This is a genomic window from Streptomyces turgidiscabies Car8 (genome assembly GCF_000331005.1).
Classification (GTDB): domain Bacteria; phylum Actinomycetota; class Actinomycetes; order Streptomycetales; family Streptomycetaceae; genus Streptomyces; species Streptomyces turgidiscabies.
Window position 1 is genome coordinate 1 of record NZ_AEJB01000501.1, and the last position, 18,080, is coordinate 18,080.

General features: G+C 67.6%; 15 protein-coding genes. 8 read left to right on the top strand and 7 right to left on the bottom strand.

The window, feature by feature from the left end:
• The 7 genes from gyrA to dnaA form a co-directional block, all read right to left on the bottom strand.
• On the bottom strand, positions 1–2,404 hold a 2,404-nt coding region (gene gyrA / locus STRTUCAR8_RS35915; protein WP_006381189.1), incomplete at its 3' end, for a DNA gyrase subunit A.
• 42 nt (positions 2,405–2,446) lie between these two features.
• Positions 2,447–4,510, bottom strand: a complete 2,064-nt coding sequence (gene gyrB / locus STRTUCAR8_RS35920) for a DNA topoisomerase (ATP-hydrolyzing) subunit B (RefSeq protein WP_179200662.1) — start codon at positions 4,508–4,510, stop codon at positions 2,447–2,449.
• 396 nt (positions 4,511–4,906) lie between these two features.
• Positions 4,907–5,470: a DciA family protein gene (locus STRTUCAR8_RS35925; RefSeq protein ID WP_006381197.1), complete on the bottom strand. Its 564-nt coding sequence runs from the start codon at positions 5,468–5,470 to the stop codon at positions 4,907–4,909.
• Positions 5,467–6,588 (bottom strand): DNA replication/repair protein RecF, encoded by a 1,122-nt coding sequence (gene recF, locus STRTUCAR8_RS35930; protein ID WP_006381201.1) that lies wholly within the window; start codon positions 6,586–6,588, stop codon positions 5,467–5,469. The genes STRTUCAR8_RS35925 and recF overlap by 4 nt, the downstream gene beginning before the upstream one ends.
• A gap of 51 nt (positions 6,589–6,639) precedes the next feature.
• Complete coding sequence (gnd, locus tag STRTUCAR8_RS35935; protein ID WP_006381199.1) at positions 6,640–7,515, bottom strand: phosphogluconate dehydrogenase (NAD(+)-dependent, decarboxylating); 876 nt, start codon at positions 7,513–7,515, stop codon at positions 6,640–6,642.
• Between the two features lie 163 nt (positions 7,516–7,678).
• Positions 7,679–8,809, bottom strand: coding sequence for a DNA polymerase III subunit beta (dnaN, locus tag STRTUCAR8_RS35940; protein ID WP_006381194.1), 1,131 nt, complete (start codon positions 8,807–8,809; stop codon positions 7,679–7,681).
• Positions 8,810–9,730: 921 nt separating this feature from the next.
• A complete protein-coding gene (gene dnaA, locus STRTUCAR8_RS35945; protein WP_006381192.1) occupies positions 9,731–11,602 on the bottom strand; it encodes a chromosomal replication initiator protein DnaA in 1,872 nt (623 codons plus the stop codon).
• Between the two features lie 386 nt (positions 11,603–11,988).
• On the opposite strand from dnaA, the gene rpmH reads away from it, so the two are divergent.
• The 8 genes from rpmH (at position 11,989) to STRTUCAR8_RS35985 (ending at position 18,037) form a co-directional block, all read left to right on the top strand.
• Entirely contained in the window at positions 11,989–12,126 is a 138-nt protein-coding gene (gene rpmH / locus STRTUCAR8_RS35950; protein ID WP_006381191.1) for a 50S ribosomal protein L34, read from the top strand.
• Positions 12,127–12,147: 21 nt separating this feature from the next.
• Positions 12,148–12,519: a ribonuclease P protein component gene (rnpA, locus tag STRTUCAR8_RS50655; RefSeq protein WP_078507421.1), complete on the top strand. Its 372-nt coding sequence runs from the start codon at positions 12,148–12,150 to the stop codon at positions 12,517–12,519.
• Positions 12,516–12,869 (top strand): membrane protein insertion efficiency factor YidD, encoded by a 354-nt coding sequence (yidD, locus tag STRTUCAR8_RS35960; RefSeq protein WP_006381200.1) that lies wholly within the window; start codon positions 12,516–12,518, stop codon positions 12,867–12,869. Before rnpA ends, yidD begins: the two co-directional genes overlap by 4 nt.
• Before the next feature lie 3 nt (positions 12,870–12,872).
• On the top strand, positions 12,873–14,156 hold the full coding sequence (yidC, locus tag STRTUCAR8_RS35965) for a membrane protein insertase YidC (protein ID WP_006381203.1): 1,284 nt from the start codon (positions 12,873–12,875) through the stop codon (positions 14,154–14,156).
• Between the two features lie 15 nt (positions 14,157–14,171).
• Entirely contained in the window at positions 14,172–14,687 is a 516-nt protein-coding gene (locus STRTUCAR8_RS35970) for a Jag family protein (RefSeq protein ID WP_006381195.1), read from the top strand.
• A 181-nt stretch (positions 14,688–14,868) separates the two neighbouring features.
• Positions 14,869–15,585, top strand: coding sequence for a 16S rRNA (guanine(527)-N(7))-methyltransferase RsmG (rsmG, locus tag STRTUCAR8_RS35975; RefSeq protein WP_006381190.1), 717 nt, complete (start codon positions 14,869–14,871; stop codon positions 15,583–15,585).
• 281 nt (positions 15,586–15,866) lie between these two features.
• The gene (locus STRTUCAR8_RS35980; protein WP_078507422.1) at positions 15,867–16,940 is read left to right on the top strand and encodes an AAA family ATPase; all 1,074 of its coding nucleotides are present in this window, start codon (positions 15,867–15,869) and stop codon (positions 16,938–16,940) included.
• Complete coding sequence (locus tag STRTUCAR8_RS35985) at positions 16,937–18,037, top strand: ParB/RepB/Spo0J family partition protein (protein WP_006381198.1); 1,101 nt, start codon at positions 16,937–16,939, stop codon at positions 18,035–18,037. The genes STRTUCAR8_RS35980 and STRTUCAR8_RS35985 overlap by 4 nt, the downstream gene beginning before the upstream one ends.
• Positions 18,038–18,080 lie beyond the last annotated feature (43 nt).

Sequence of the window (18,080 nt, forward strand, 5' to 3'; positions counted from 1 at the left end):
TGACTCGCGTACGGATAACACCGCCCGAGAGCGTGATGGCGAGGATCTCGTCGGTCTCCTCGACCACCAGCGCGCCGACGAGGGAACCGCGGTCCTCGACGATCTTGGCGGCCTTGATACCGAGGCCGCCGCGCCCCTGGACGCGGTACTCGTCGACTGCGGTCCGCTTCGCGTACCCGCCGTCGGTAGCAGTGAACACGAACGTACCGGGTCGAACAACATTCATCGAGAGCAGCTGGTCTCCCTCACGGAAGCTCATGCCCTTGACACCCGACGTGGCGCGGCCCATCGGACGCAGCGCGTCGTCCGTCGCCGTGAACCTGATCGACTGTGCCTTCCTGCTGATCAACAGCAGATCATCCTCTGCCGAGACGAGTTCGGCTCCGATCAGTTCGTCGTCGGAACCGTCCTCCGTCTCACGGAGGTTGATCGCGATCACACCGCCCGAACGCGGCGAATCGTAATCCTTCAGAGGCGTCTTCTTCACAAGACCGCCCTTGGTGGCCAGCACCAGGTAGGGGGCCGCCTCGTAGTCGCGGATCGCGAGGATCTCCGCGATCGCCTCGTCCGGCTGGAAAGCCAGCAGGTTGGCGACGTGCTGGCCGCGCGCGTCCCGCCCGGCGTCGGGCAGCTCGTACGCCTTCGCCCGGTAGACACGGCCCTTGTTGGTGAAGAACAGCAGCCAATGGTGCGTGGTCGACACGAAGAAGTGGTCGACGATGTCGTCTTCCTTGAGCTTCGTGCCGCGTACGCCCTTGCCGCCGCGCTTCTGCGAGCGGTAGTCCTCGGTCTTGGTGCGCTTGACGTAGCCACCGCGCGAGATGGTGACGACGATGTCCTCTTCGGCGATCAGGTCCTCGATGGACATGTCACCGTCGAACGGCACCAGCTTGGAACGCCGGTCGTCGCCGAACTTCTCGACGATCGCGGCGAGTTCCTCGCTGATGATGCCGCGCTGACGCACCGGCGAGGCGAGGATCGCGTTGTACTCACGGATCTTGGCCTGGAGTTCGTCGTGCTCGGCGACGATCTTCTGACGCTCCAGAGCCGCCAGGCGGCGCAGCTGCATCTCCAGGATGGCGTTGGCCTGGATCTCGTCGATCTCCAGGAGGCCCATCAGGCCCTCGCGCGCGATCTCGACGGTGTCGCTGCGCCGGATCAGCGCGATGACCTCGTCGATGGCGTCCAGGGCCTTCAGGAGGCCGCGCAGGATGTGCGCCCGCTCCTCGGCCTTGCGCAGCCGGAAGTTCGTACGGCGGACGATGACCTCGATCTGGTGCGTCACCCAGTGGCGGATGAACGCGTCCAGGGAGAGGGTGCGCGGCACGCCGTCGACGAGCGCCAGCATGTTGGCGCCGAAGTTCGTCTGCAGGTCGGTGTGCTTGTAGAGGTTGTTCAGGACGACCTTGGCGACCGCGTCCCGCTTCAGGACGATGACCAGGCGCTGGCCCGTACGGGACGACGTCTCGTCGCGGACGTCCGCGATGCCGCCGACCTTGCCGTCCTTCACGAGGTCGGCGATCTTCTGCGCGAGGTTGTCCGGGTTGACCTGGTAGGGGAGTTCGGTGACCACCAGGCACTGGCGGTTCTGGATCTCCTCCACGTCGACGACCGCGCGCATCGTGATCGAGCCACGGCCGGTGCGGTACGCCTCCTCGATGCCCTTCCGGCCCACCACCAGGGCACCGCTGGGGAAGTCGGGGCCCTTGATCCGCTCGATCAGGGCATCGAGCAGTTCCTCGTGGGAGGCCTCGGGGTTCTCCAGGTACCACTGGGCGCCGGCCGCGACCTCACGGAGGTTGTGCGGCGGGATGTTGGTCGCCATACCGACCGCGATGCCCGCCGAGCCGTTGATCAGCAGGTTCGGGAAGCGGGCCGGCAGAACCGTCGGTTCCTGGTTGCGGCCGTCGTAGTTGTCCGTGAAGTCGACGGTCTCCTCGTCGATGTCGCGGACCATCTCCATGGACAGCGGCTTCAGCTTGCACTCGGTGTACCGCATGGCGGCGGCCGGGTCGTTACCCGGGGAACCGAAGTTGCCGTTGGAGTCCACCAGCGGCATCCGCATCGACCACGGCTGCGCGAGGCGGACCAACGCGTCGTAGATCGAGGAGTCGCCGTGCGGGTGGTAGGTGCCCATGACGTCGCCGACGACACGGGCGCACTTGTAGAAGCCCTTCTCGGGCCGGTAGCCGCCGTCGTACATGGCGTACAGGACGCGGCGGTGGACGGGCTTGAGACCGTCCCGTACGTCGGGCAGCGCACGCGACACGATGACGGACATCGCGTAGTCGAGATACGAGCGCTGCATCTCGGTCTCGAGCCCGACGGGCTCGACGCGCAGGGTGATCGCACCCTCTTCAGGAGTGTTCGGACCCGTGGGGGAAAGGGGTGTCTCGTCGGTCATTGCTGGTGAAGATCCTTTCTGACGCGGTCAGCTGAGACCGACTCAGATGTCGAGGAAGCGGACGTCCTTGGCGTTGCGCTGGATGAACGCGCGGCGTGCCTCGACGTCCTCGCCCATCAGGACCGAGAACAGGTCGTCGGCCTGCGCCGCGTCGTCGAGCGTGACCTGGCCGAGGACCCGGTGCTCCTGGTCCATGGTCGTGACGCGCAGTTCCTCGGCGTTCATCTCGCCGAGACCCTTGAAGCGCTGGATCGAGTCCTCGCGGACCCGCTTGCCGTTCTGCCGGCCCAGCTCGATCAGGGCGTCGCGCTCACGGTCCGAGTACGCGTACTCGAAGTCGTCCCGGCCCCACTTGATCTTGTACAGCGGGGGACGGGACAGGAACACGTGTCCGGCCTCGACCAGCGGGCGCATGAAACGGAACAGGAAGGTCAGCAGCAGCGTGTTGATGTGCTGGCCGTCGACGTCGGCGTCCGCCATCAGGATGATCTTGTGATAGCGCAGCCTCGCGATGTCGAAGTCCTCGTGGACTCCGGTACCGAAGGCGGAGATCAGCGCCTGGATCTCCTGGTTCTGCAGGATCTTGTCGATCCGCGCCTTCTCGACGTTGAGGATCTTGCCCCGGATCGGGAGGATCGCCTGGTACTGCGGGTTCCGGCCGGACTTTGCCGAACCGCCGGCGGAGTCACCCTCGACGATGAAGATCTCGCACTTGGTCGGGTCGTTCGACTGGCAGTCGGACAGCTTGCCCGGCAGGGACGCGGTCTCCAGCAGGCCCTTGCGACGGGTGAGGTCGCGGGCCTTGCGGGCGGCCACGCGCGCGGTGGCGGCCTGGATGCCCTTGCGGATGATGTCCGAGGCCTCGACCGGATTGCGGTCCAGCCAGTCGTTGAGGTGCTCGTAGACCGCCTTCTGTACGAAGGTCTTCGCCTCGGTGTTGCCGAGCTTGGTCTTGGTCTGCCCCTCGAACTGGGGCTCGGCCAGCTTCACCGAGATGATCGCGGTCAGACCCTCGCGGATGTCGTCACCCGTGAGGTTGTCGTCCTTCTCGCGGAGCAGCTTCTTGTCGCGCGCGTACTTGTTGATCAGCGACGTCAGCGCGGCCCGGAAGCCCTCCTCGTGCGTACCGCCCTCATGCGTGTGGATGATGTTGGCGAACGAGTACACACCTTCGGTGTAACCGCTGTTCCACTGCATCGCGACCTCGAGGGACAGGCTCTTGTCCTTGTCCTCCGCCTCCAGGTCGATGACGGTCGGGTGCACCACGTCCCCCTTGCGGGAGTTGAGGTACGTCACGTAGTCGACGATGCCGCCCTCGTAGTGGTACGAGACGGTCCTGACCTCGTCCTTCTCGTCGGCGCCCGCCTCGTCCGCGCCGATCGTGGCCTTGGCCACCTCACGCTCGTCCGTGAGGTTGATCGTCAGACCCTTGTTGAGGAACGCCATCTCCTGGAAGCGCCGCGACAGCGTCTCGAAGGAGTACTCGGTGGTCTCGAAGATGTCACCGTCGGCCCAGAAGGTGACCGACGTGCCGTGCTCCGTCGTCGCCTCGTGCTGGGCCAGCGGAGCCGTCGGGACGCCCAGCTTGTAGTCCTGCGTCCAGCGGTAGCCGTCGGTCCTGACCTCCACCGCGACCCTGCTGGACAGGGCGTTCACGACGGAGACACCGACACCGTGCAGACCGCCGGAGACCGCGTAGCCGCCGCCGCCGAACTTGCCGCCCGCGTGGAGCACGGTCAGCACGACCTCGAGGGCCGGCTTGCCCTCGGACGGGACGATGCCCACCGGGATGCCGCGGCCGTTGTCGATGACGCGCACACCGCCGTCGGCGAGGATCGTCACGTCGATGGTGTCCGCGTGACCGGCCAGCGCCTCGTCTACGGAGTTGTCCACGACCTCCTGCACCAGGTGGTGCAGACCACGCTCACCGGTCGAACCGATGTACATGCCGGGTCGCTTGCGGACCGCGTCCAGACCCTCGAGGACGGTGATGGCGCTGGCATCGTACGAGGCGGTGACCTCGCCGTTCGAGGATTTCGCCCCGAGCTTGGCGCCGGCGTCGTCGGTGGACGGGATGTTCTCGTTGGGGTTGCCGGAATCGGCCACGAAGCGCCCTTTCTGGCACAGCACAAGCCGACTCCCGGCCTGTGGGCCGGAGCGGCTGCGGCGTGATGCGTTGGTAAGCCTTAGTCAGCGGTGCACACCATTTCCCGGTGGTCCCCTCCAATGGGGCGGGATTAGCTTCCAGTCTACCGGTAGCGCCGACAGTGATGGGGGTTTGCCGGTACCTGAGTCCGCATGTGCCGCCCTCAACCGGGCTCTTCCGAGTCCCCATATGCGGAGCAGGGCTCCAAGACGCTTGGAGAGGCACTCAGCGCTTCCGGGTGTCAACCCTTGGCTACCGGCAAGTCACGTAGGGATTCACCTACGCGTGCGTCGACCTCCGCCTGGCTCCGCCACGGCTTCCATGTGATGCACCTCACCCTCAGAGAGGGGCAGGGCTCACCCGTAGGTGTCCCCCGGACCGGTGCTCCCGGGCGCCCGCAACGGGCCGTAACGACGTGCCGGACCACCCGGGCCGAGCACCTTGATCAGCCGCACCCTGCCGTGCCCGAGGTCCTCGTTCAGCCGTGCGACCAGCTGCGGCGCGAGCAGCCGTACGTTCGTCGCCCACGCCGTCGAGTCACAGCGCACGGTCAGCACCCGCTCGTCCTCGTCGTACGACTCCGGCTCGCAGTGCTTGGCCAGGTCCGCGCCGACGATCTCCGGCCAACGGCCCATCACCCCGCCCACCGCGGCCGGCGCCTCCCACCCGCGCTCCGTCACCAGCCGGTTGATCGCCGCACCGAGCGCCATGGGGTCACGGCCGTCACGGCCCGACCCGGAACGCAGACCGCCTCCGCGCCGCGCCTGCTTCTTCTGCTGGGCAGCGTCCCCACGCGCGCGTGCCGCCTCTTTCGCCGCCCTGAGCGCCACCCGCGCGAGATCCACCCCGGAGGGCTCAGGGGCGGGCCTGGGGGATTCCTCCGGGCTCTCCCCGGACGACAGGGGCCGGTCGGCCGTCATACGCGCTCCACCGCCCCGTCCGACACCGAGTACCGCGTCCCCGCCAGCACGTGCGGTACGTCGTCGTCGACCGCGGCCGTCACCAGCACCTGCTCCCCGGGCGCCACCAGCTCCGCCAGCCGCTCCCGGCGCCGGGTGTCCAGCTCCGCGAACACATCGTCGAGGACGAGCACCGGCTCGTTGCCCTCGGCCCGCAGCAGGTCGTACGAGGCCAACCGCAACGCCAGCGCGTACGACCACGACTCACCGTGGGACGCGTACCCCTTCGCGGGCAGTTCACCGAGCTTGAGATGCAGATCGTCCCGGTGCGGGCCCACGAGCGTGACACCCCGCTCGATCTCCTGCTTGCGCACCTCGGCCAGGGCGCCCATCAGCTGCTCGTACAGCTCCTCGCGCGCGTGTGCCTCACCCGGCGCCGACGGCTTGTACTCCAGGGCCAGCGGACCACCGCCGGGCGCCAGTTGCTCGTACGCCTTGTCGGCCAGCGGCTGGACCGCGGCGATCAGGTCGAGCCGCTGGGCCAGCAACTCGGCCCCCACTCGCGCGAGATGCTGGTCCCACACGTCGAGTGTCGACAGGTCCATCGTGCGACCGCCGTGCCGCCGGGCCAGCGCCGCCGACTTGAGGAGCGTGTTGCGCTGCTTGAGGACCCGGTCGTAGTCGGAGCGCACACCCGCCATACGCGGGGAGCGCAAGGTGATCAGCTCGTCGAGAAACCGCCGCCGCTCACCCGGGTCACCCTTCACCAGGGCGAGATCCTCGGGCGCGAACAGCACCGTCCGCACTATCCCCAGTACGTCACGAGGCCTGACCTGCGACGACCGGTTGATGCGGGCGCGGTTCGCCCGGCCCGGGTTCAGCTCCAGCTCGACCAGCTGCTGGCGCTCGCCCTGTCTGACCTGCGCCCGGATGATCGCCCGGTCGGCGCCCATCCGCACCAGGGGCGCGTCCGAGGAGACCCGGTGGCTGCCCAGCGTGGCGAGATAGCCGACCGCCTCGACGAGGTTGGTCTTGCCCTGCCCGTTGGGGCCCACGAACGCGGTGACGCCCGGTTCGAGCGGAACCTCGACCCGGGCGTACGAGCGGAAGTCGGCCAGCGACAGATGCGTGACGTGCATGGTCGTCGCCGACCTCCCCCGTACTTGTGGACCGCTGAGCGGCCCTGTGGACTACTTCGACTCGACCGCGTGGCCGCCGAACTGGTTGCGCAGCGCCGCGATCATCTTCATCTGCGGGGAGTCGTCCTGCCGCGACGCGAACCGCGCGAACAGTGACGCGGTGATCGCGGGCAGCGGAACGGCGTGGTCGATGGCGGCCTCCACGGTCCAGCGGCCCTCCCCGGAGTCCGCGGCGAACCCGCGCAGCCTGTCCAGGTGCTCGTCCTCTTCGAGGGCGTTGACCGCCAGGTCGAGGAGCCAGGAACGGATGACCGTACCCTCCTGCCAGGACCGGAAGACCTCGCGCACGTCCGTGACGGAGTCCACCTTCTCCAGCAGCTCCCAGCCCTCGGCGTAGGCCTGCATCATGGCGTACTCGATGCCGTTGTGGACCATCTTCGAGAAGTGCCCGGCGCCCACCTTGCCCGCGTGCACCGCGCCGAACTCGCCCTTGGGCTTGAGGGCGTCGAAGACCGGCAGCACCTTGGCTATGTCCTCGGCGTCGCCGCCGTACATCAGCGCGTAGCCGTTCTCCAGGCCCCAGACGCCGCCGGAGACACCGCAGTCGACGAAACCGATGCCCCTGGCCGCCAGCTCCTCGGCGTGCTTCTCGTCGTCCGTCCAGCGCGAGTTGCCGCCGTCCACGACGACGTCACCGGGCTCCAGGAGTTCGGCGAGCTCGTCGACGGTGGACTGCGTCGGGGCGCCGGCCGGGACCATCACCCACACCACACGCGGGGCGCTGAGCCCGTCCACAAGCTCCTTGAGGCTGTGGACATCGGCGACGTCCGGGTTGCGGTCGTATCCGATGACGGTGAGACCTGCGCGGCGGATCCGCTCGCGCATGTTGCCGCCCATCTTGCCGAGGCCGACGAGACCGAGCTCCATCAGTTGTTCCTTAGGTTGCGACGTGGCATGTGGGCACTCCTGTTGCTCGTGCCCACGTCCGAGCCTAAACCCGGACGCTCATGCACACCTGTGGGCATACGCGCTCAAACGTATGCCCCCACCTGCGGTGTTTCCGTCGGAGGCGATCAGCCGTTCGAAAAGGTCAGCCGCTGAGGCGGACCGGCATGATCAGGTACTTGTACGCCTCGTCCGCCTCGGCATCCAGGGCCGGCTTGCCGCTGAGCAGCGCGGGCTTCGTGGACGTCGTGAAGGACAGCTGGGCCACCGGGGAGTCGATCGCGCTCAGACCGTCCAGCAGGAACGTCGGGTTGAAGGCGATCGACACGTCGTCGCCCTCCAGGTGAGCGTCGACCCGCTCCACAGCCTGTGCGTCGTCGCTGGAACCGGCCTCCAGGATGAGCACACCCTGCTCGAAGCTGAGCCGCACCGGGGTGTTCCGCTCGGCCACCAGGGCCACACGCTTGACGGCCTCCACGAAGGGGGCGGTCTCGATCACCGCGATGGAGTTGAACTCCGTCGGGAACAGCGAGCGGTACTTCGGGAGATCGCCCTCCAGCAGACGGGTCGTCGTGCGACGGCCTGCGCCCTCGAAACCGATGAGGCCCTCACCCGCGCCCGAGCCGGACAGCGCCAGGATCACGCTGTCGCCGCTCGTGAGCGCCTTGGCGGTGTCCAGGAGCGTCTTGGCGGGCACCAGGGCCACCGCGGACGCCTCGGGGTCCTCCGGCTTCCACAGGAACTCGCGGACAGCGAAGCGGTAGCGGTCGGTGGACGCCAGCGTCACCCTGTCGCCCTCGATCTCGATGCGCACACCGGTGAGGACGGGCAGCGTGTCGTCGCGGCCTGCCGCGATGGCCACCTGGGCCGCGGCGGAGGCGAAGACCTCACCGGGCACCGTGCCGGTCGCGGTCGGCATCTGCGGCAGCGCCGGGTACTCCTCCACAGGCAGTGTGTGCAGGGTGAAGCGGGAGGAGCCGCACACCACCGTCGCCCGTACACCGTCCATGGAGATCTCCACCGGGCGGTTGGGGAGGGCACGGCAGATGTCGGCGAGGAGACGGCCGGACACCAGGACCGTGCCCACCTCCTCGACCTCGGCCTCCACCGACACCCGGGCGGAGACCTCGTAGTCGAAGCTCGACAGGCTCAGCTGGCCTTCCTCGGCCTTCAGCAGGAGGCCGGCGAGGACAGGGGCCGGCGGACGGGCCGGGAGGCTGCGCGCCGCCCAGGCAACTGCCTCCGCGAGTACGTCGCGTTCCACCCGGATCTTCACTGTTGCCGCCTCCTGCTGTTGCCGGCGCTTCTTGGCCTGCCTGGCTTCGTCGTCTGTCTCGGTGTCGTCGGTCCCTGTGCTGGGAAGGACACCGGGAACAGTCTGACGCACAGCACTGACAGTAGGTGCCTGTCGGGTCAAGTCGTGACGAGGGGCAGCCGAGCTCCCGAGAGCCAGTTGTGCACAGGACCCACTTCGAAACGGATTCCCAGCTCTCTCTAGTTGTCAGTAGTAGTAGGGGCTGTGGATACCGTGGATAACCCCGTTTTCGCAGCTCAGGCGGCAAATTTTGTCCACTGACCCTGTGGGTGGAGGCGGTGGATAACTCACCGCTTCTGTGGAGAACAGAAAGTTCTGCACACCCCATGCACAGGCGGGGGCCACTTCTCCCCAGGACCGTCCCCAGCTTTACCCACGTTTCCCACAGCCCAACCTGACGCCTTGGTGTGACGCCTTTCACTCGACGTGGTGAGGAGGTGCGTCGTGTTGCCGAACAGTGGACAGAGGTGTGGAGAAGCCGGTGATCGCTGGGGACAACCGACCGCAGCCTGTGGGCCACCGGTGGACAACTCCGTGCACAGCCTGTGGATCATTTTCTTGTCCACAGGCTGTGGAGATCTTTTGTCCACCAATCCACAACCACCTGACCTGGTCTGATGGTCTATCACCAACCTCCCCTGTGGACACAGTCTGGACAACTTCGCGGTCCCCAGGGTGTGGACGCGAAAAAGTCACCGAATCTGTGGAGGACGGCCGTAACCCGGCCCGCATTCGAACAGCGGGTTGCGGTGCGGCAACGCCCGGCGGGCGCCGGAACCGGCGGGGAACCGGCCGCGGCGGCTCAGGAGTCCGCGGGAGAACGGCGAAAGGCGCCCTCGGGACCTTGTCCCGGGGCGCCCTCGGTGTCGTACCGCGCCGCTGTCAGCCGTTCTTGATGCGGTTGGTCAGCTCGGTGACCTGGTTGTAGATGGAGCGCCGCTCGGCCATCAGTGCGCGGATCTTGCGGTCGGCGTGCATCACGGTCGTGTGGTCGCGGCCGCCGAACTGCGCCCCGATCTTCGGCAGCGAGAGGTCGGTCAGCTCGCGGCACACGTACATGGCGATCTGCCGAGCCGTGACCAACTGGCGGCCGCGTGAACTGCCGCACAGGTCCTCGACCGTGATGCCGAAGTAGTCGGCGGTGGCTCCCATGATCGCCGGCGCGGTGATTTCCGGGGTCGAGTCCTCGCCGCCCGGGATCAGGTCCTTGAGGACGATCTCCGTGAGGCCGAGGTCCACGGGCTGCCGGTTGAGCGACGCGAACGCCGTCACCCGGATCAGCGCGCCCTCCAGCTCGCGGATGTTGCGCGAGATGCGGGAGGCGATGAACTCCAGGACCTCCGGCGGGGCGTTGAGCTGTTCCTGGACCGCCTTCTTACGGAGGATGGCGATACGTGTCTCCAGCTCGGGCGGCTGGACGTCGGTGATCAGGCCCCACTCGAAACGGTTCCTCAGCCGGTCCTCCAGCGTCACCAGCTGCTTCGGCGGCCGGTCGCTGGACAGCACGATCTGCTTGTTGGCGTTGTGGAGCGTGTTGAAGGTGTGGAAGAACTCCTCCTGCGTCGACTCCTTGTCCGCGAGGAACTGGATGTCGTCGACGAGCAGGATGTCCATCTCGCGGTAGCGCTTGCGGAAGCTGTCGCCCTTGCCGTCGCGGATGGAGTTGATGAACTCGTTGGTGAACTCCTCCGAGCTCACGTATCGCACCCGCGTGCCGGGGTAGAGGCTGCGCGCGTAGTGCCCGATCGCGTGCAGCAGGTGCGTCTTGCCGAGTCCGGACTCCCCATAGATGAAGAGCGGGTTGTACGCCTTCGCGGGTGCCTCTGCGACGGCGACGGCGGCCGCGTGGGCGAAACGGTTCGACGCCCCGATGACAAACGTGTCGAACAGGTACTTGGGGTTCAGGCGTGCGGTGGGTTCGCCGGGACCCGGTGCCGGGGCCTGTCGCGAGGCCGGTGAACCGGGGGCGCCACCGCCGGGACGCACGGCGCCGCCGGGGCCTCCGGGTCCGCCCCGGTGTGCGTGGCCGCCGCCCGACTGGGAATCCGACAGGTCGCGGCGGCCGTCACGCTGCTCGTAGTCCGAGCGCTGCTGTCCGTAGTCGGAACGCTGCTGTTCGTACTCGGAGCGCTGCTGCTCGTACGGCGAGCGGTCGCGCGGCGGCTGCGGGCGGTAGTCGGAGGACGGGGACGCGTACGGGTCGCGCTCCGGGAAGCCGAGCCGGGGCTGCTGCCAGCCGTAGTCGTCCTGCGTCGGCCGGGGCCAGGCGCCGGGTTCGGGCCGCTGGTATTCGGACGGGTAGGCGGGGCGGGCGGTCGGGAGCTGATCCGCGTGGGAGGGCTGCTGGCCGTCGCGGGTCTGGGAGTGGTCGTCGGCGCGATGGCGGCCGTATCCCTGGTAGGGGTCGCGGGACGGGGGGAGTTCCGGGGCCTCGTAGCGCGACTGCGGAGGAGCGGGCGCGGGCGGGGAGGGCTCGCCCACGGACTCGTCGACGGTGATCGCGATGCGGATCGGCCGACCGCACTCGCGGCTGAGCGTCTCGCTGACGATCGGTGCCAGGCGGCCTTCGAGCACGCCTTTCGCAAACTCGTTCGGTACGGCGAGGAGTGCGGTGTCCGCGACCAGGGCCAGCGGCTCACAGCGCCTGATCCAGCGCTCGTCCTTCACCTCGACGCCCTGTCCACGGCCCTCACCGAGGAGATGTTCCAGCACTCGTGGCCACACTGCGGCAAGATCGGCAGGTACGTCAGCCACAGGGCACGCTCTCTCACGGGTCCCACGAACGTGTGGTTCTGGGACGTATCGGGATGTACATCGGGTGGGGCGGGCGGTAGGGAGTCCGGCCACGGTAGTCAGGGCGACGGGTGCGGTTCAAGTTGTTGTCCCCAGGCTGTGGATAGTGTCTCGCCCCGGGTGCTGGTTTGACCGGATGGCGTAGCCCCGCGTACCGTGACCAGGTCGAGTTGTCGATGGCTGCTGCCGCCTGCCTCCGATGGGCATAGATCACGTGGAGTGCTCCCACCAGGGCATCCTTCAGTGATCGGGAGCGGTGCAATCGGGCGTAAGCGAGCTACTCGTGGGCGCACGGTGACAGCCAAGACGGCACCCCGGTACCTACCGATTCTTTCTGGAGCCCCCGAGTGAGCAAGCGCACCTTCCAGCCGAACAACCGTCGCCGCGCGAAGACCCACGGCTTCCGCCTGCGGATGCGTACCCGTGCCGGTCGCGCGATTCTCGCGAACCGCCGTGGCAAGGGTCGCGCGAGCCTGTCCGCCTGATCCTGATCAGGTCATGACGTCGTGCTGCCTACCGAGCATCGGCTGAGGCGGCGCGAGGAATTCGCGACCGCGGTACGACGGGGTCGCCGGGCCGGCCGCCCGCTTCTCGTCGTCCATCTTCGTAGCGGTAAAACGGACCCGCACGCGCCTGGGGAGAGCGCTCCCCCGACGCGTGCGGGTTTCGTCGTCAGCAAGGCAGTCGGCGGCGCGGTCGTCCGCAACAAGGTGAAGCGCAGGCTTCGCCACCTGATGCGCGACAGAGTCGCCGAGCTGCCCCCCGGTAGCCTGGTAGTCGTACGAGCGTTGCCCGGTGCGGGCGATGCCGACCATGCACAGCTGGCCCGAGACCTGGACGCCGCTCTGCAGCGGCTGCTGGGAGGGGGCGCGCGATGAAGTACCCGCTACTGGCTCTGATCAAGCTGTACCAGTGGACGATCAGTCCGCTGCTCGGACCGGTGTGCAAGTACTACCCGTCGTGTTCCCACTACGGGCATACGGCCATCGACCGGCACGGTGCGGTCAAAGGGACGGCACTCACCGCCTGGCGCATCCTGCGGTGCAACCCGTGGTCGCTCGGCGGCGTGGACCATGTCCCGCCGCGCAAGCGTCCGCGGTGGCACGAAATGCTGCGCAACGCCTGGCGCGCACGCAAGGGCGGGACCTCCGCCGCCGGCGCGGCCATCGAGGGACAGAACCCCTCGAGTCCGGCCGCCGAGACCCCGTCCCATGTCCAAGGAGCATGATTAGTGGACACGATTGCCAGCATTTTCAGCTTCATCACGACACCCGTTTCCTGGGTCATCGTCCAGTTCCACAAGGTGTACGGCGCGATCTTCGGCCCCGACACCGGCTGGGCCTGGGGCTTGTCCATCGTGTCCCTGGTGATCCTGATCCGTATCTGCCTGATCCCGCTCTTCGTGAAGCAGATCAAGTCGACTCGGGCCATGCAGACACTGCAGCCCGAGATGAAGAAGATCCAGGAGCGCTACAAGAACGACAAGCAGCGTCAGTCCGAAGAGATGATGAAGCTGTACAAGGAGACGGGCACCAACCCGCTCTCCTCGTGCCTCCCCATCCTGGCGCAGTCTCCGTTCTTCTTCGCGCTGTACCACGTGCTCAACGGCATCGCGACGGGCGACACCATCGGTGTCATCAACGATTCGCTGCTGGCCAGCGCGCGTAAGGCGCACATCTTCGGTGCCCCGCTCGCCGCGAAGTTCAGGGACGGCTCCAGCACCGTCGACGCCCTGGGCGCCACGGTCACCGATGTTCGCGTCGTCACCGCGATCATGATCGTCCTGATGTCGGCGTCGCAGTTCTACACGCAGCGCCAGCTGATGACGAAGAACGTCGACACCACGGTGAAGACGCCGTTCATGCAGCAGCAGAAGATGCTGATGTACGTCTTCCCGGTCATGTTCGCCTTCTTCGGCATCAACTTCCCGGTCGGTGTCCTCGTCTACTGGCTGACCACCAACGTGTGGACCATGGGTCAGCAGATGTACGTCATCCGCAACAACCCGACCCCGGGCAGCAAGGCGCAGGCCGCCTATCTGGACCGCCTCTACAAGCACGTCACGCACCACGGCAAGACCCGCAGCCGTGGTGAGCGCGCCATCGTGAAGGCCATCGTCACCAAGGGCCGCGACCGCAACGAGTTCGAGCGCAAGTTCATCACCGCCCTGAACAAGGCGGGCCTGGCGGCTCAGGCCGACGGCACGGTGACGACGGGCGTGAACGCCGATGTCGCCGAGACCGAGGACGGTACGCCCACCAGCGCCACTGCCAAGCGCCAGCAGCCCAAGCGCCAGAGCAAGTCCCAGCGTCAGTCGGGCGCCAAGCCCGCGGGCGGTGCCGAGCCGGACACCTCCCCGACGTCGCTGATCAAGTCCGACGAGCCGCAGGACGCCAAGCCGGCCGGAGGGGCCGCCAAGCAGGCAGCCTCCAAGCCCGGTTCCGGTACCCGCAGCAAGGCCCAGTCCGGACAGCGCAAGGGTCCGCAGCGCCCCAAGTCCCCGTCCAAGAAGTAAGAAGGAGTCCATCCCGTGACGGAAGGCACCACCACCTCCGCCGCAGCCGAGGGTGTCGACACCCTGTCCCGCCTGGAGCAGGAGGGTGAGATCGCGGCGGACTACCTCGAAGGTCTGCTGGACATCGCCGACCTCGACGGCGACATCGACATGGACGTCGAGGCCGACCGAGCCGCTGTCTCGATCATCAGCGACGCGGGTGGCCGCGACCTGCAGAAGCTGGTCGGCCGGGACGGCGAGGTGCTGGAGGCCCTCCAGGAACTCACGCGCCTGGCCGTGCACCGGGAGACCGGGGACCGCAGCCGGCTGATGCTCGACATCGCGGGCTACCGCGCCAAGAAGCGTGAGGAGCTCTCGGAGCTGGGCGCCAAGGCCGCGGCCGAGGTCAAGAGCTCCGGCGAGCCCGTCAAGATGAAGCCGATGACCCCGTTCGAGCGCAAGGTCGTGCACGACGCGGTGAAGGCCGCCGGTCTGCGCAGCGAGTCCGAGGGCGAGGAGCCCCAGCGCTTCGTCGTCGTCCTTCCCGCCTGATCGGTACGTACGACCCTCCGGCCCCGTCTGTTGCGCAGACGGGGCCGAACTTTGTCAGCCTGTAGTTCCCGGCAGCTGTTGGTCCTCTGTTCGTCCCCCTGTGGTCCTCGACAGCTCCAGTCCCTGTAGTCCTGGTGATCAGCGCGCAGTGCGCTCATGCGGTACGGAAGGACGGTCCCCCGTGACGGAGGCAGCGGAGCTCCCCCCGGCGCCCGAGCAGGCGCGCGAGGTGTTCGGCGATCGCTTCGCGGACGCGGTCCGATACGCGGAACTGCTCGCGGAGGCCGGTGTGCAGCGCGGTCTGATCGGCCCGCGTGAGGTGCCCCGCCTGTGGGAGCGGCACCTGTTGAACTGTGCGGTGCTCTCCGAGGTCGTGCCGGAGAACGTGACGGTGTGCGATGTGGGTTCGGGCGCCGGCCTGCCCGGCATTCCGCTGGCGCTGGTCAGGGAGGACCTGAAGATCACGCTGCTGGAGCCCCTGCTGCGGCGGACCAACTTTCTCAGCGAAGTCGTCGAGCTCCTGGGCCTGGACCATGTGACGGTCATCCGTGGCCGTGCCGAAGAGGTCATGGGTTCGCTGCAGCCGGTCCATGTGGTGACGGCACGTGCTGTGGCTCCGCTGGACCGGCTGGCCACCTGGGGCATTCCTCTGCTGCGTCCGTACGGGGAGATGCTCGCGCTCAAGGGGGACACCGCCGAGGAGGAGCTGAAGGCCTCGGCCACCGCGCTGAGCAAGCTGGGGGCGGTCGGGACGTCCATCCTGCACGTGGGTGAGGGTGTGGTGGACCCGCTGTCGACCGTTGTGCGGGTCGAGGTCGGGGAGAGTCCCGGTGGAGTGCGGTTCGCGGCGAAGCGAGCCAAGGCTGCTCGGACGGGGCGGGCACGGCGCCGACGCTGATCTTCCCGTTCGTTGATCCGTCCTGACGACGAGACGTACTCCACACAAGCTGCCTAACCTACGCATCTCGGAGTGTCGCGCGGCCGTGGCCCTCCTGGCTGGGCATCTTGTTTCACGTGAAACGTCGCTCACTGCTGCACGGCATCATCAGCCGCGGCCGGGCCGCGGCCGCCCCCCGCGACCGAAAGCCTCTTGGTTCACCCAGAGAGGTAACGGAGTTGTCCACAGAGGTGGATTTCTCCACAGAACACCAGGCCTCACTGGTTCACGACCCCGAAGGCATGGCAGGCTCTGTTCATTGCGAGCCTGATGTCGAGGAGAGTGAATCCTTGCGGTCCAACGCCAACATCGCGGGACCGATGACCGATCCGGTCCCCGGTCCCCGAACCGAGTCGATCGGGGAGGATGTTTCACGTGAAACACCGCCCCCGATGGACGACACTCCCATCGGTCGTGCTGCCCAATTGGCGGTGGAGGCTCTGGGGCGGGCCGGCGAAGGCCTGCCACGGCCGGAGCGGACCCGTGTCATGGTGGTCGCCAACCAGAAGGGCGGAGTGGGGAAGACGACGACAACCGTCAACCTCGCCGCTTCGCTGGCCCTGCACGGGGCTCGCGTTCTGGTCGTGGACCTCGACCCTCAGGGCAACGCTTCCACGGCACTGGGGATCGACCATCACGCCGATGTTCCTTCCATCTACGACGTGCTGATCGACAGCAGGCCACTCTCGGAAGTCGTTCAGCCGGTCCCCGACGTCGAGGGCCTGTTCTGTGCACCCGCCACCATCGATCTCGCCGGTGCGGAGATCGAGCTGGTGTCGCTGGTGGCGCGAGAGAGCCGGCTCGAGCGAGCGATTCAGGCGTATGAGCAGCCTCTGGACTACATCCTCATCGACTGCCCGCCCTCGCTCGGTCTGCTCACGGTCAACGCGCTGGTCGCCGGTGCCGAGGTGCTCATCCCGATCCAGTGTGAGTACTACGCACTGGAGGGCCTGGGTCAGCTGCTGCGCAACGTCGATCTGGTGCGGGCCCACCTGAACCGCGACCTTCAGGTGACGACGATCCTGCTCACCATGTACGACGGCCGGACGCGTCTCGCGTCGCAGGTCGCGGACGAGGTGCGCAACCACTTCGGCGACGAGGTGCTGCGGACGAGCATTCCGCGCTCGGTCCGTATCTCCGAGGCACCGAGCTATGGACAGACGGTGCTCACCTACGATCCAGGATCGAGTGGGGCCCTGTCCTATCTTGAGGCGGCCCGGGAAATCGCGCTGAAGGGTGTCGGCGTCAGCTATGACGCGCAGCACGTCCACATCGGCGCACAGAGCGAACAGAGCATCGTGGAGGGTATCCAGTGAGCGAGCGACGGAGGGGGTTGGGCCGTGGTCTCGGCGCACTGATCCCATCGGCACCGACCGGAGACAGGCCGACGCCACCGGCGATGGGGGGCACTGCCTCCACCTCGCCGGCGGCGGTCCCGGTCCTCACCGCCGAGCGCGGAGTGGCTGCGGCGAAGGTGGCCACGCTGCCGAATGTTTCACGTGAAACAGAGGATGCTTCCTCGAACGGCTTCGGAGAGTCTCCGGCGCCCCCGATCGGTGCGCACTTCGCCGAGCTGCCCATCGACTCGATCACGCCGAACCCGCGACAGCCGCGGGATGTGTTCGACGAGGACGCACTGGCAGAACTGGTCACCTCCATCAAAGAGGTCGGTCTCCTCCAGCCCGTCGTCGTACGGCAGGTGGGCCCCACCAGCTACGAGCTCATCATGGGCGAGCGGCGCTGGAGGGCGTGCAGGGAAGCGGGCCTTGAGGCGATCCCGGCGATCGTGCGGGCCACGGATGACGAGAAGCTTCTCCTGGACGCGCTGCTGGAGAACCTCCACCGGGCTCAGCTGAACCCGCTGGAGGAGGCGGCGGCCTACGATCAGCTGCTCAAGGACTTCCACTGCACGCACGATCAGCTGGCGGACCGGATCGGCCGCTCCCGCCCGCAGGTCTCCAACACCCTGCGTCTGCTGAAGCTCTCGCCGGCGGTCCAGCGCCGGGTGGCTGCCGGAGTTCTCTCCGCCGGGCACGCCCGGGCGCTCCTCTCCGTGGACGATTCGGAGGAGCAGGACAGGCTGGCTCACCGGATCGTGGCCGAGGGGCTGTCGGTACGGGCCGTCGAGGAGATCGTGACCCTGATGGGTTCGCGGCCGCAGGCGGCCACGAGGGGCAAGGGGCCGCGGGCCGGCGCCCTGGTGTCTCCGGCACTGACTGATCTCGCCGGTCGTCTCTCGGACCGTTTCGAGACGCGGGTGAAGGTCGACCTGGGACAGAAGAAGGGCAAGATCACCGTCGAGTTCGCGTCGATGGAGGACCTTGAGCGCATTCTCAGCTCCCTCGCCCCGGGTGAGGGTCCGGTCCTTCAGAAGAGTCTTCTGGACGACGATTCCGCAGAATCGGAGGACTGAGAAGCTTGGCCGGCCCGGGCGGTTTCCGCTCGATCGGCGGCCG